At 58.5% G+C, this 13,210-nt stretch carries 13 protein-coding genes and 1 pseudogene; 9 read left to right on the top strand and 5 right to left on the bottom strand.

What is annotated here, in order from left to right:
- Positions 1–80 precede the first annotated feature (80 nt).
- Together AM329_RS06050 and AM329_RS06045 are read right to left on the bottom strand one after the other, a co-directional pair.
- Entirely contained in the window at positions 81–1,292 is a 1,212-nt protein-coding gene (locus AM329_RS06050) for a diguanylate phosphodiesterase (RefSeq protein ID WP_003857082.1), read from the bottom strand.
- Positions 1,293–1,379: 87 nt separating this feature from the next.
- A complete protein-coding gene (locus AM329_RS06045; RefSeq protein WP_032609242.1) occupies positions 1,380–2,855 on the bottom strand; it encodes a carboxylesterase in 1,476 nt (491 codons plus the stop codon).
- A gap of 266 nt (positions 2,856–3,121) precedes the next feature.
- Between AM329_RS06045 and AM329_RS06040 the strand changes: the two genes are divergently transcribed.
- From AM329_RS06040 to AM329_RS26320, 8 genes and pseudogenes are all read left to right on the top strand, one after another.
- Positions 3,122–3,976 (top strand): MurR/RpiR family transcriptional regulator, encoded by an 855-nt coding sequence (locus AM329_RS06040; RefSeq protein WP_032609244.1) that lies wholly within the window; start codon positions 3,122–3,124, stop codon positions 3,974–3,976.
- Positions 3,977–3,988: 12 nt separating this feature from the next.
- A complete protein-coding gene (gene ddpX, locus AM329_RS06035) occupies positions 3,989–4,561 on the top strand; it encodes a D-alanyl-D-alanine dipeptidase (protein WP_003857079.1) in 573 nt (190 codons plus the stop codon).
- A gap of 15 nt (positions 4,562–4,576) precedes the next feature.
- Positions 4,577–6,109, top strand: coding sequence for an ABC transporter substrate-binding protein (locus AM329_RS06030; RefSeq protein ID WP_032609245.1), 1,533 nt, complete (start codon positions 4,577–4,579; stop codon positions 6,107–6,109).
- Between the two features lie 23 nt (positions 6,110–6,132).
- Positions 6,133–7,155 carry an ABC transporter permease gene (locus tag AM329_RS06025; protein WP_003857077.1) on the top strand — a complete coding sequence of 341 codons (1,023 nt, stop codon included), beginning with the start codon at positions 6,133–6,135 and terminating at the stop codon, positions 7,153–7,155.
- Positions 7,152–8,048, top strand: a complete 897-nt coding sequence (gene ddpC / locus AM329_RS06020; RefSeq protein ID WP_003857076.1) for a D,D-dipeptide ABC transporter permease — start codon at positions 7,152–7,154, stop codon at positions 8,046–8,048. The genes AM329_RS06025 and ddpC overlap by 4 nt, the downstream gene beginning before the upstream one ends.
- On the top strand, positions 8,045–9,031 hold the full coding sequence (locus AM329_RS06015; protein ID WP_003857075.1) for an ABC transporter ATP-binding protein: 987 nt from the start codon (positions 8,045–8,047) through the stop codon (positions 9,029–9,031). Before ddpC ends, AM329_RS06015 begins: the two co-directional genes overlap by 4 nt.
- Positions 9,024–9,878, top strand: a pseudogene (locus AM329_RS06010) (oligopeptide/dipeptide ABC transporter ATP-binding protein); the annotation flags it as partial. The gene AM329_RS06015 and the pseudogene AM329_RS06010, both read left to right, overlap by 8 nt.
- On the top strand, positions 9,838–9,993 hold the full coding sequence (locus AM329_RS26320) for a DUF4124 domain-containing protein (RefSeq protein ID WP_353628926.1): 156 nt from the start codon (positions 9,838–9,840) through the stop codon (positions 9,991–9,993). The pseudogene AM329_RS06010 and the gene AM329_RS26320, both read left to right, overlap by 41 nt.
- Here the strand turns inward: AM329_RS26320 and AM329_RS06005 are convergent.
- Entirely contained in the window at positions 9,947–10,696 is a 750-nt protein-coding gene (locus AM329_RS06005) for an SDR family oxidoreductase (RefSeq protein ID WP_003857073.1), read from the bottom strand. The two genes, AM329_RS26320 and AM329_RS06005, sit on opposite strands and share 47 nt — an antisense overlap.
- A 136-nt stretch (positions 10,697–10,832) precedes the next feature.
- Here AM329_RS06005 and AM329_RS06000 point away from each other — a divergent pair, with 136 nt between their 5' ends.
- Positions 10,833–11,738 carry a LysR family transcriptional regulator gene (locus AM329_RS06000; protein ID WP_032609249.1) on the top strand — a complete coding sequence of 302 codons (906 nt, stop codon included), beginning with the start codon at positions 10,833–10,835 and terminating at the stop codon, positions 11,736–11,738.
- A 23-nt stretch (positions 11,739–11,761) separates the two neighbouring features.
- Here the strand turns inward: AM329_RS06000 and AM329_RS05995 are convergent, their stop codons facing one another.
- Together AM329_RS05995 and AM329_RS05990 are read right to left on the bottom strand one after the other, a co-directional pair.
- Positions 11,762–12,190, bottom strand: coding sequence for an OsmC family protein (locus tag AM329_RS05995; RefSeq protein ID WP_003857069.1), 429 nt, complete (start codon positions 12,188–12,190; stop codon positions 11,762–11,764).
- Between the two features lie 69 nt (positions 12,191–12,259).
- Entirely contained in the window at positions 12,260–13,147 is an 888-nt protein-coding gene (locus AM329_RS05990; protein WP_023314180.1) for a LysR family transcriptional regulator, read from the bottom strand.
- Positions 13,148–13,210 lie beyond the last annotated feature (63 nt).

Genomic DNA, 13,210 nt, shown 5'->3' with positions numbered 1-13,210 from the left:
CTTAGCTAAATCATGTTAAACCGGTTTAGCTATTTAAGCACAGGCAGGGTGTCGGGGAAATATGGCGAGGAAAAATTTGCTTAACCCACCCGATGGGGCCAGTGGATATCACCCACGCCATTGAGCTGCGGGCGGGCGAACAAAAAGCCCTGGAAGCGGCGAATACCGGCGTATTCAAGCCAGCACCACTCTTCTATCTTCTCAATGCCTTCTGCGACCAGCGTAATCTCCAGATCGGTGCAGCAGCTGATTATCGACTTCACAATCGCCTGCTTGGGCCCGCTCAGGTGGATATCGCTGACGATCTCTCTGTCGATTTTGAGTTTATCCGGCTGGAACCGCGTGAGCAGCGAAAGACCAGCATAGCCGGAACCAAAATCATCTATCGCCAGCCCAACCCCTTCCGCCCGCAGCTGTTTAATCGCGCTGTTAAACTGGTTGAAGCCTGAGATCATCTCGTTCTCAGTGACTTCAATGATCACCTGCTCCGGCTGTAGATTGTGCTTTTTGATCTGCGTTACCAGGAACTCTACCGCGCCCGGCACGTTAACCAGCGACATTGGCAGCAGGTTCACCGCCAGTTTGTGGCTGCCGATGCCGAGCTTTTGCGCCAGCGCAAAGGTCCAGGCTTTGGTTTGCAGGTCGACTTCGTAAATCAGTTCACGATCGAGACTACGGAAGAAATGCTCCGGGCTGCCGCCGTCGTTTCCGCGTATAAGCGCTTCGAGAGAACTGATCTTGCCTTCGGACGGCTCGACAATGGGTTGCAGCGCAAACTGGCAGGGCTGTCCCGCCAGCAGACCTAACCCTTTACCAAACGGCGCGCGCTCTCGCGAAAGCGTCCATTTATCGGGCTCATAGTCCGAAGCGGGTGGGATAGCGGTTTTACCGGTGATAAAGGTCTGAATGAATTTGAAGACCCGATCCTCAGAAGTCAGATAACTTTCCAGCTTGCTGTAATGCAGAACCGACGCCAGAACCGCTTTCGGGGTCTGAACGTCCAGGTCAAACAGCAGCATTCCCACGTCTTCGAAACGTCTGCGCGGGCCGTAATCGCGCATCAGCTCCACTACGCCGGTATGCCGGTCATCAGCACGGATGGAGTTAAAAAGCGCGACGACGCGCTGTTCCGTGCCTTCGAGAATTTGCAGAACGTCACGTCCACGGGAGAGAAGAATGCCTGAGATGCCCTGCTCCGTGTTACGGATCCTGGCCTGTTCAACCAGCGCGCTTAACGCTGCGGAGGTGCAGGTTAAGCTCAGCTGGCTTCGATAAATGAGAGTTGTCAGCACAGAAACGGGGTCCGGTATGGGGTATACGCCTGAACGGTACTGTTTAACACAGTTCCCCGGTGTGACCTAATCTATTCCACGTCGGGCTTAATTCTCCCCGATACGGCTGTCGATCCTCGTCTGCATATAGTCGTAGAACGGATTCGACGTCACGCGCATCAGCGCATCTTTGCCGACGCTCAGAACCGATGTTTCTCCCCACAGGGCTATCGTCCCGAGGCTGATACCGTAGCGGTTTTTCACCGCAGGATGGCGGCCATAAAGATCGTCATCAGGCGGGAACGGAATGGCAACATGTGACAGGGAATAAACCTCCTGCGGATACGCGACCGACAGCGGCATCACCGTTTCCCGGGTGCTGCCCGCTGGCGTTGTCTTTGCCACCATATCAAACCTGTCGGGGCTGGCATTGGTCACAATTGTGACACTGTAACGTCTTTTTGCCTCCGGTAGCAGGTCAGCCACCGCCGTCCAGGATGATGGCCTGAACAGTGGACGGAAACTCCCGGCCTGGTTGATATCAAAAACCACCAGTTCGCTGCCGTTTGCCGGAAGCTGGTCAAACAGCCCGCTGACCACGGCGCGGGTACTGACCGTTGAATCCATGACCGACTGGAAAGCAAGTATCGGCGGAAGCTGCGCCAGTTTGTGATCATGAACACCGCGATTTATCTGCTCATGCAGCGCCTGGGTAAGCAGCCAGGACTGACGTGCCGCATTCACCGGGAACGAATTGTATTTATAAGGATTATATTCTGGCGAAATGTTGAGCCACGCGGCTTTGGCAAACGCCGGTAACATAGCCGGTAGCCCGGCGAATCCGGCAAAGCGCGCAAACGCCGTGACGCCAATCATCGGTGAGAGCAAAACGATCTGCTCAGGTTGACGCAGTGCAGGCGCATCAAGGGCGTCGAGGGCATATTTCATCGCCAGCGCCCCGCCGTTGGAGTAGCCCACCAGATGCAGGGGGAGATCGTTCCCCGTCAGGCGTGTCGCTTCACGAACCGCGAGGCGCGTTGCCGCCAGCCACGCCTCCCAGTCAACGTCTGTCAGCGCGCCCGGTGCCGTGCCGTGTCCGGGCAAACGAGGCACTACGGCCACAAAGCCGTGCTTTTGATAATTCTCTGCCAGATGCCTGACGCTGTAGGGCGAATCCGTCAGACCGTGCAGCAATACCACCCCCCCGCGCGGCTTTCCGGCAGGCATCAGCACGAACGACCGGTTTGCATCCGGGGAAAAGTGTCCTGGCCACACCAGGCTCTGGCGGTAATAACGGTTCAGCGGCGTGCGCTCTGCGGGGGTGACTTTCGCCGTCACCTCAGCGTCGAGAGCGGTGAAGATGGCGTTTTCCCGCGCGACATACGCTACGAAGGTCGCGTTATCCATCTCCTGCACGGACATTTCATCAGCCCGCCAGGTGTGCCAGTGATGCAGGGCTGGCCCCTGCTGCGAAAGATAAACCCGCACCGAAAGCAGAACGAGCACAATGATCCCGATGACCATCGCTATTTTTTTTGCGAGAGCCATCAGGCGCACGCTGACCCGCCAGGGCGAATTCGCCATGTAAGGCTCCCTCTTTTTTCCCAGAGCTTTCATCTTACCAAAAAATGTGAAGAGGCTGACGTATTCACCAAATAGATACCCTTCAGCCTGCACACTGCACCAAAAGTGAACTACGCTGCACAAATGTTGATCACATGTTAAACAAATATTGCATTAACTTTGCTGCACAGCGCGTTTTCGCCGCAATGTGAACATGGCACGCGTCCTGCATTGTTAATCCGGTAACAGAAACCCGGCCTTTGACAGCCAGTTAACAGCGAGGCGGTATGACGACCAAACCTGAGGTGTTGAGCCGTATCGAAGCGACCTTTAGCCAGCTCACCCCGAGCGAAAAACGGGTGGCAAGCTGGATGCTGGCGCACGTCGGGCAGATCCCCTTTGAAACGGCAGAGAGCGTGGCGCTGGCCACGGTCACCAGCGGGATCACCGTCGGACGCTTTCTGCGCAAGCTGGGCTATCGCAACCTGGACGACGCCAAAAAAAGCCTGCGCGATCCCCACCAGCCCTGGGGCATTAACGAGCGTCTCGACTCCTGGAAGCAGCAACAGCCGCTGTCGGATCGCCTTCAGAACTCCCTGTCGCTGGAGGTGGACGCCATTGCCCATGTCTACCAGCTGGCGCAAAGCGAAACGTTCAGGCAGGTGGTCCAGCAACTTACCCATGCCGACGCCGTTTTCGTGCTGGGGATCCAGTCCACGCGCGGGATCGCCAATGCGTTCTTCAGCCATCTGGAGTATCTGCGCCCGCGGGTGAGCTATTCAGAAGGGCTCTCCGGTAGCTGGGTGGAGTCGCTTAACTCCGGCTTTGCGAACCCGTATATCGTGCTGACGGATACCCGCGCCTACTCCGCCATTGCCCGCCAGTACTGCCGCGTGGCGAGCGAAAAAGGCCTGGCGATGGCGCTGATCACCGATATCTGGTGCCCGTGGGCGCGGGATTACCCGATTGATTTACTCCAGGTGAAGACCGATACCGGCCATTTCTGGGATTCGCTGGCGCCGGTGAGCTGTCTGTTCAACCTGCTGCTGTCGGGCGTTGTGGAGGCGCTGGGGGATGCGCTGCCGGAACGTCTGGCAATCAACCGACAACTACAACAAGAGTTTGGTCAATTTGAACGCTAAAGGAGCGGAGCTATGCCTGAAGAGAGTCAACTGATTGATGTGGCGAAAACCTTTCCCACGCTGCATATCGATCTGAAATACGCGACCGCCGATAACATCACTGGCCGCCCGATCTACCAGCACGCCGCGTGCCTGTTGCATACGGATGCCGCCACCGCGCTGGCGAAAGCGATCGGCATCGCCGCGCTGGCCGGTCTGAAGCTGGTGGTTTACGACGCCTACCGCCCCCAGCAGGCGCAGTCGCAACTCTGGGATGCCTGCCCCAATCCGGAATACGTGGTGGATGTCGCAATTGGCTCTAACCACAGCCGGGGCACCGCCATTGACGTCACGCTGATGGATGAACACGACAACGTGCTGGATATGGGTGCCGGGTTTGACGAAATGCACGACCGTTCTCATGCCTGGCACCCTTCCGTTCCGCCTGAGGCGCAGCGAAATCGTCTGCTCCTGAACGCCGTTATGTACGGCGGCGGTTTTGTGGGCATCAGCAGCGAATGGTGGCATTTCGAACTGCCGAATGCCGCCAGCTACCCGCTGTTAGATGACCAGTTCGCCTGTTATCCGACCACACACTCACTGTAATTCTGGAGCCCCGCCATGAAAACAACGCTGCTTACAACCCTGATTGCCGCTACGCTCGCCCTGAGCGCCCCTCTCGCGCTGGCGGCGGTGCCAAAAGATATGCTGGTGATTGGGAAAGCTGCCGATCCGCAAACGCTGGATCCGGCGGTCACTATCGATAACAACGACTGGACGGTGACCTACCCCTCGTACCAGCGTCTGGTGAAATACAAGCCTGGCACCACGGAGGTGGAAGGCGATCTGTCGACGGGCTGGAAGGCGTCTGACGACCAGAAAGAGTGGACGTTCACCCTGGCAGATAATGCAAAATTCTCCGACGGCACGCCGGTGACCGCCGAAGCGGTCAAGCTGTCGTTTGAACGTCTGCTGAAAATTAACCAGGGACCTTCCGAAGCGTTCCCGAAAGATTTGAAAGTGGACGCGGTGGATGAGCATACGGTGAAATTCACCCTCAGCCAGCCGTTCGCCCCGTTCCTCTACACGCTGGCCAATGACGGCGCGTCGATCGTCAACCCGGCGGTGCTGAAAGCCAATGCCGCCGACGACGCACGCGGTTTCCTGGCGCAAAACACCGCGGGTTCCGGACCGTTTATGCTGAAAAGCTGGCGGAAAGGTCAGCAGCTGGTGATGGTGCCCAACCCACACTGGCCGGGTGAAAAGCCGCACTTCAAGCGTGTCTCGGTGAAGATTATCGGTGAAAGCGCCTCGCGTCGCCTGCAACTTTCCCGTGGCGATCTGGATATCGCCGACGCCCTGCCGGTGGATCAGCTTGCCGCTCTGAAGCAGGAAGGCAAAGTGGCCGTGGCGGAATACCCGTCCCTGCGGGTGACCTACCTCTATCTGAACAACAGTAAGCCTCCGATGAATCAGGTGGATTTGCGCCGCGCGGTCTCCTGGGCGACCGATTATCAGGGGATGGTGAAAGGCATTCTCAGCGGGAACGGCAAGCAGATGCGCGGCCCGATCCCGGAGGGCATGTGGGGCTTTGATGCGAACGCCATGCAGTACAGCTTTGACGAGGCCAAAGCCAAAGCGGCGCTGGAAAAAGTCAACGAGAAACCCGCCAGCCTGACGTTCCTCTACTCCGATAACGACCCGAACTGGGAGCCTATCGCCCTCTCCACGCAGGCGAGCCTGGGCAAGCTGGGGATTAACGTCAAGCTCGAGAAACTGGCGAACGCCACCATGCGCGACCGCGTCGGCAAAGGTGATTATGACATTGCGATTGGTAACTGGAGCCCGGACTTCGCTGACCCGTACATGTTCATGAACTACTGGTTCGAATCGGACAAAAAAGGGCTGCCGGGTAACCGCTCATTCTATGAGAACAAAGAGGTCGATGCGCTGTTGCAGGCGGCACTGAAAACCACCGATCAGGCGGAGCGCACCAAAGATTACCAGCAGGCGCAGAAAGTGGTGATTGACGAGGCGGCTTACGTTTATCTGTTCCAGAAGAACTATCAGCTGGCGATGAACAAAGAGGTCAAAGGCTTCACCTTTAATCCGATGCTTGAGCAGGTCTTTAACATCGCCACCATGAGTAAGTAACGGCCCACGCCGGGGGGAAGTGTATGACGTTCTGGAGCATTGTGCGCCAGCGCTGCTGGGGGTTAATCCTGGTGGTGGCCGGTGTCTGTATTATTACTTTTATTATTTCACACCTGATCCCCGGCGATCCGGCCCGCCTGCTGGCCGGTGACCGCGCCAGCGATGAAATCGTGCAGGGCATCCGCCAGCAGCTGGGGCTGGATCAACCGCTCTATATTCAGTTTGGCCGCTATGTAGAGGCGCTGGCGCATGGCGATCTGGGCACATCCATTCGCACCGGTCGCCCCGTTGCGGAAGATTTGAAAGCCTTTTTCCCCGCCACGCTGGAACTGGCCTTCTGCTCTTTGCTGCTGGCCCTGGTGATTGGCGTGCCGCTGGGCATTTTATCGGCGGTGTACCGTAACCGCTGGCTGGATCACCTGGTGCGACTGATGGCGATGACGGGCATCTCGACGCCTGCCTTCTGGCTGGGACTGGGTGTTATCGTTCTGTTCTACGGGCAACTGCAAATTCTGCCCGGCGGCGGCAGGCTGGACGACTGGCTCGATCCGCCCGCCCACGTTACCGGTTTTTATCTGCTGGACGCTCTGCTGGAAGGCAACGGCGAGGTGTTTTTCAACGCCCTACAGCACCTGATTCTACCCTCCCTGACCCTGGCCTTTGTGCATCTGGGTATTGTGGCGCGTCAGGTACGTTCCGCGATGCTGGAGCAACTGAGCGAGGATTATATTCGTACCGCCCGCGCGAGCGGGTTGCCGGGGTGGTACATCGTGCTGCGCTACGCCTTACCCAACGCCATGATCCCCTCCATTACCGTGCTCGGGCTGGCGCTGGGCGATCTGCTGTACGGGGCAGTCCTTACCGAAACCGTGTTTGCCTGGCCGGGAATGGGAGCCTGGGTGGTGACCTCCATTCAGGCGCTGGACTTCCCTGCCGTCATGGGCTTCGCGGTCGTGGTATCGCTGGCCTATGTCTTCGTCAATCTGGTGGTGGATCTGCTGTATCTGTGGATCGACCCGCGAATCGGGCGCGGAGGTGCCGAATGATGTTAACTCAGGAAACGCCCGTCCCTGTCAGCACCGCTAAACAGCGCATTAACTGGGCAAAGCTATTCTGGATGTTACGCAAAAGCCCGCTCACGCTGATCGGCGGGGTGATTATGATCGTGATGCTGCTGATGATGATGGTCTCGCCGTGGATAGTCCCGCACGATCCGAATGCGCTGGATCTGACCGCGCGATTGCAGGCGCCTTCAGCCCAGCACTGGTTTGGCACCGATGAGGTGGGCCGGGATCTGTTCAGCCGCGTGCTGGTGGGCAGCCAGCAGTCCATCACGGCGGGGCTGGCGGTGGTGGTGATTGCGGGCGGCATCGGTTCTCTGCTCGGCTGTTTGTCCGGCGTACTCGGCGGACGCGGCGACGCCATCATTATGCGTATCATGGACATTATGCTCTCCATCCCCTCGCTGGTGTTGACGATGGCGCTGGCCGCCGCGCTCGGCCCAAGCCTGTTTAACGCGATGCTGGCGATTGCGATTGTACGCATTCCGTTTTACGTGCGGCTGGCACGCGGGCAAACGCTGTTGGTGCGCCAGTTCACCTACGTGCAGGCCGCCCGCACCTTTGGCGCATCGCGCTGGCACCTGATCAGCTGGCATATCCTGCGTAACGCCCTTCCGCCGCTGATCGTACAGGCGTCGCTGGATATCGGCAGCGCCATTCTGATGGCCGCCACGCTGGGCTTTATTGGATTAGGCGCGCAGCAGCCGACCGCCGAATGGGGCGCGATGGTGGCCGTGGGGCGTAACTACGTGCTTGACCAGTGGTGGTACTGCGCGTTTCCGGGGGCGGCAATTCTGATCACGGCGGTTGGGTTTAATCTGTTTGGCGATGGTCTTCGCGACCTGCTGGATCCCAAATCAGGAGGGAAGCAGTCATGAGTGATTCCGTATTATCGATTGAAGATTTGCATCTGAGCTTCCCCATTTTTCGCGGTGACGTCCACGCGCTCAACCACGTCTCGCTGGAGATTGGCCGGGGTGAAATTGTCGGCGTGGTGGGCGAATCCGGCTCGGGAAAATCGGTCACCGCGATGCTGGCGATGCGCCTGCTGCCGGAAGGCAGTTACCATGTTCACCATGGCCGGGTCACCCTGCTCGGGGAAGATGTCCTGAACGCGTCGGAAAAACAGCTTCGTCAGTGGCGCGGCGCCAGGGTGGCGATGATTTTTCAGGAGCCGATGACGGCGCTTAACCCTACGCGCCGGATTGGCAGACAAATGGTGGAGGTGATCCGCCAGCATCAGTCGCTTTCCCGCCGCGACGCGCAGCAGAAGGCGATCGCCCTGCTGGGCGAGATGCAAATCCCGGATGCGGCACAGGTGATGGAACGCTATCCGTTTGAGCTTTCCGGCGGCATGCGCCAGCGGGTGATGATCGCCCTTGCCTTCTCCTGCGAGCCGGAGCTGATCATTGCCGATGAGCCGACCACCGCGCTGGACGTGACCGTTCAGCGTCAGGTGCTGCGGCTACTGAAACACAAAGCGCGCGCCAGCGGGACGTCGGTGCTGTTTATCAGTCACGATATGGCGGTGGTGTCGCAGCTTTGTGACCGGATGTACGTTATGTACGCGGGCAGCGTGATCGAAAGCGGCAGCACGCAGACTTTGATCCACCATCCTGTACACCCCTATTCGATTGGCCTGCTGCGGTGTGCCCCGGAAAATGGTGAACCGCGCGAGATCCTCCCGGCCATTCCCGGCACGGTGCCTAACCTCAGCCACCTCCCGCGCGGATGTGCCTTTCGCGAACGCTGTTTTGCTGCCGGGGCGAAATGCAGCGAAACGCCGCGCTTAATTTCCACGGGCGCAGAAGGCCAACAGGCTGCCTGCTGGTACCCACAACAGGAGAGACGCCATGTCTGAGGTACTGCTGGAACTGGATAGCGTGCATGTGAATTTTCCTGCGCGCAAAAACTGGCTGGGGCGCGTGACGGAGCAGGTACACGCCCTCAACGGCATGGATCTCCGGATCCATCGCGGCGAAACGCTGGGCGTTGTGGGGGAATCCGGCTGTGGAAAGAGCACGCTGGCGCAACTGCTGATGGGCATGCTCAAACCGATTACAGGTGCCTGTCAGCGCGCAAATGCGGCAGGCGGTATGCAGATGGTATTTCAGGACCCGCTCTCGTCCCTCGATCCGCGTTTACCCGTCTGGCGCATAATCACCGAGCCGGTGTGGATACAGCAACGCCGCAGCGAACGGGAGCGTCGTCAGCTGGCTGAGACGCTGGCGCAGCAGGTGGGCATTCGAGCAGAATATCTTGACCGCCTGCCGCATGCGTTTTCGGGCGGACAGCGCCAGCGCATCGCTATCGCCCGGGCGCTCTCTTCAGATCCTGACATCATCGTGCTGGATGAACCCACCAGCGCGCTGGATATTTCTGTCCAGGCGCAGATCCTCAATTTGCTGGTTGCCCTGCAACAACAGCGAAATCTGACCTACGTACTGATCTCGCACAACGTCTCGGTGGTCCGGCACATGAGCGACCGGGTGGCAGTGATGTATCTGGGGCAGATCGTGGAGCTGGGTCCGGCGGACCAGGTGCTGAGTCAGCCGCGGCATCCGTATACGCAGCTGCTGCTTGACTCCGTTCCCCGTACCGGAGAACCGCTGGACGAAGATCTGGCATTACGCAAAACCGATCTTCCCGGTAATCGCCACCTGCCCGATGGCTGCTACTTCCGCGACCGCTGCCCGCTGGCGATGCAGGGATGTGAACGGCCGCAGCCGCTTCAGCCCGCAGCCGAAGGCCGAAGCGTACGCTGCTGGCGTAACCGCTAGATTTGCGCCATCCCGCCATCGACAAACAGCTCCGTGGCGTTAATAAAGCTGGCGGCATCGGACGCCAGAAACGCCACGGCTTTCCCGACTTCGCCCGGCGCGCCCAGGCGACCCAGCGGTACCTGGGCCGCCAGCGCATCGTATAATCCCTGACGCTGTTCTTCGGGAACCAGATCGCCAAGACCGGGCGTTTTCACGGGGCCAGGGCTGACGACGTTGACGCGTATCCCGCGGCCCTGTAAGTCCAGCGCCCAAGAGCGGGCAAAGTTACGCACGGCGGCTTTACTGGCGCTGTAGACGCTAAAATTCGCCGTCCCCTTAATCGAAACCGTCGATCCGGTGAGGATAATGGATGAACCAGATGAGAGCAGCGGCAGCGCTTTCTGGACGGTGAACAGCACGCCGCGCACGTTGGTGGCAAAAATCCGGTCAAACTGCTCTTCGGTGATAGCGCCCAGCGGCAGCATGTCGCCGCCCCCGGCGTTGGCGAACAGAATATCGAGTCGTCCTTCTTCTTTAGCAATCTGCGCGTAAACCGCATCCAGATCGGCCATTCTGGAGACGTCCGCGCGGATAGCTACCGCCGCGGCGCCAATGTCTGCCCGGGCAGCATCCAGTTCGGCCTGACGACGTCCGGTGATATAGACCTTCGCTCCCTGCGCCGCCAGCTCCTGTGCCGTTGCGAGACCAATACCGGTGCTGCCACCGGTCACCAGAGCGATTTTTCCTGCAAGCGTTGTATTCATACTCATAACCTTTGTTGTGATGTAAAAGAGGAGCGTTTGCCCGCGTCAGGCAGACTTTAGACCTTGCGGGATTAGCGATAAACGGGCAAAAATGAAAATGAATTTTCACAGCAGGAAATAATCAGAGGAGATCTATGTGGATCAGCTAATGGCAATGCGTGCCTTTACGCGGGTGGTTGAATCCGGAAGCTTTACCCGAGCGGCAGACTCCCTGAACATGCCGATAGCCACGCTGAGCAAGCTGGTAAAATCACTTGAAGCGCACCTGGAAACACGGCTGCTGCTTCGCACGACGCGCCGGGTGGTCACGACGGCAGAAGGCATGGAATACTACGAGAAAGCGCTACGGGTATTAATTGATATAGAGGACATTGATACCGCCTTTCGCGCATCGTGCTGCACGCCCAAAGGCCATTTGCGTATTGACGTGGGGGGCTCAACCGCCCGGGACGTGCTGATCCCCCTGCTGCCGGATTTTTTTCAGCGCTACCCGGATCTGCGCATTAACCTGGGGGTAGCCGATCGTCCGGTAGATTTAATCAGCGGAAACGTGGACTGCGTGATCCGCGGCGGCCCGCTGGATGACTCTTCGCTTATCGCGCGGCATATCGGTGATGCCGGGATGATCGCCTGCGCGGCGCCGGGCTATCTTAAAGCTCACGGCATCCCTGCCTATCCGCAGGAGCTGCGCAACGGTCATAAGCTGATTAGCTACCTTTCCCCGGTTACCGGACGCGCATTTCCGTTCCGCTTCCTTGACCGGGGTGAGCCCCTGGAGATCAGCGTTCCGCACCACCTTGGGGTCAATGAAAGCAACGCACATCTGGCCGCGGCGCTGGCGGGTTTAGGGATTATTCAGACGTTTGGCTATGCTGCGAGAGCGCATCTGGAAACGGGCGCGCTGGTAGAGATCCTGAGCGACTGGCGTCCTAAGGCGTATCCTTTTCACGTGGTCTATCCCCAGAGTCGGCATTTAACGCATCGCCTGAGAGTGTTTATTGCGTGGCTTGCCGAGGTTTTCCCTGCGGCAGTGAAAGGTTAGCCGGGCATTTGCCCGGCCTGATATCAGTTCAGTTTGTAATCCAGCGTGATTTCGGCTTTCAACAGCTGCGATACCGGACAACCCGCCTTCGCTTTCTGAATAATGCCGTCGAACTGCTGCGGATCGATACCCGGTACCGTCACCTTGCTTTGTAGCGCCACTTTGCTGATGGCAAAACCGCTGTCGGTTTTATCCAGCGAGACATCCGCCGTGGTATCGATGGAATCGGCAGTATAACCCGCTTCGCCCAGCATTAGAGACAGGGCCATAGAGAAACAGGCCGCGTGCGCTGCGCCAATCAGCTCTTCCGGGTTAGTCCCTTTTTCGCCCTCGAAGCGGGTGTTAAAGCCGTAAGGTTGCTGGTTAAGGACGCCACTCTCTGTTGAGACCGTCCCTTTGCCGCGTTTGATGTCGCCAGACCAGTGTGCTGAACCGTGCTTATGAATCGTCATTCTTGCTCTCCTTTTGGCTTACAAAGGGATAAGTATAGGACGCATAATCCATTTTGCAGGGAAGACAGACTAGTCCGAGCGCGTGGCAAGGTGGTTTGCAAGTGCATCCAGGAACACACGCTGCGCCGCAGGCTGATAGTCTCGCGACTGATAAATACCAAAAATACCGATCGGTTTTGGCGTAAAGGCGCCGAGCACCGGCACCAGGCTGCCCTGCCGTAGCGCCGCGTCGGCCTCGCGCTCGGGCAGCATGGCAATACCACAGTGGTTTATCGCCGCCTCCATCAGCAATGACGAGATACTGGCGCTGAGATTGCCGCTGACCGCCGTCGTGACCGACTCCCCTTCTGGCGTCAAAAAACGCCACGACTGACCGGCAAAAAAGCTGTAATGCAGGCAGTTGTGCCGGGATAAATCCTCCAGCTGCTCTGGAACGCCCCGACTGGCAAGGTAGTGCGGCGAGGCGCAAAGTACGGACCGACACTCTCCCAGTCGGCGGGCGATCATGCCCGGTTCAGGGTTATCGGTGATGCGGATCGCCACGTCAATTCGCTCGCCCACCAGACTTACCGGATGATTGTTAACATCCAGCTCAATGCGCAGCTGAGGGTAACGCTGCAACAGATCGGGCAGCACCGGAACGATAATATGCATCGCCGTAAAGTGCGCGCAGGCGACACGAAGCGTGCCTGAGGGTAAATCCTTCACTGACTGATCTTCAATTTCCTGAGAAATTTGCGAGAGCGTGCGGGTCTTTTGCAGGACCTTCTCCCCCGCCGCCGTCAGCGTCAGCTTGCGGGTGGAGCGGTTCACCAGCCGCGCCCCGGCCCACTTCTCCATCTGCTCCAGATAACGGCTCACCATCGGACGGGAGATCCCCAGCGCCCGCGCCGCCGCGCTTAAACTCCCCAGCTCACAGATGCGGTTGTACACCTGGGCGGCAATAACGCGATCCATTTTGACCTCCATTTGCTCGATTTATGAAACTAAGCATCTCCTGTTTCAGGAATTCTGGCAAAT

This window comes from Enterobacter cloacae complex sp. AR_0002 (assembly GCF_001922365.1).
In the GTDB taxonomy this organism is placed as follows: Bacteria; Pseudomonadota; Gammaproteobacteria; order Enterobacterales; family Enterobacteriaceae; genus Enterobacter; species Enterobacter hormaechei_C.
The sequence above is the reverse complement of the archived record's forward strand: the minus strand, read 5'-3'. Positions and strand labels throughout refer to the sequence as shown.

Excerpts from the sequence above, each read along its gene's own strand:
- AM329_RS26320 (WP_353628926.1), top strand. The coding sequence starts at position 9,838 with ATGGCTGCTACTTCCGCGACCGCTGCCCGCTGGCGATGCAGGGATGTG.
- AM329_RS06045 (WP_032609242.1), bottom strand. The coding sequence starts at position 2,855 with ATGGCGAATTCGCCCTGGCGGGTCAGCGTGCGCCTGATGGCTCTCGCA.
- AM329_RS06005 (WP_003857073.1), bottom strand. The coding sequence starts at position 10,696 with ATGAATACAACGCTTGCAGGAAAAATCGCTCTGGTGACCGGTGGCAGC.
- ddpC (WP_003857076.1), top strand. The coding sequence starts at position 7,152 with ATGATGTTAACTCAGGAAACGCCCGTCCCTGTCAGCACCGCTAAACAG.
- AM329_RS06015 (WP_003857075.1), top strand. The coding sequence starts at position 8,045 with ATGAGTGATTCCGTATTATCGATTGAAGATTTGCATCTGAGCTTCCCC.
- AM329_RS05990 (WP_023314180.1), bottom strand. The coding sequence starts at position 13,147 with ATGGATCGCGTTATTGCCGCCCAGGTGTACAACCGCATCTGTGAGCTG.
- AM329_RS06025 (WP_003857077.1), top strand. The coding sequence starts at position 6,133 with ATGACGTTCTGGAGCATTGTGCGCCAGCGCTGCTGGGGGTTAATCCTG.
- AM329_RS05995 (WP_003857069.1), bottom strand. The coding sequence starts at position 12,190 with ATGACGATTCATAAGCACGGTTCAGCACACTGGTCTGGCGACATCAAA.
- AM329_RS06030 (WP_032609245.1), top strand. The coding sequence starts at position 4,577 with ATGAAAACAACGCTGCTTACAACCCTGATTGCCGCTACGCTCGCCCTG.
- ddpX (WP_003857079.1), top strand. The coding sequence starts at position 3,989 with ATGCCTGAAGAGAGTCAACTGATTGATGTGGCGAAAACCTTTCCCACG.
- AM329_RS06040 (WP_032609244.1), top strand. The coding sequence starts at position 3,122 with ATGACGACCAAACCTGAGGTGTTGAGCCGTATCGAAGCGACCTTTAGC.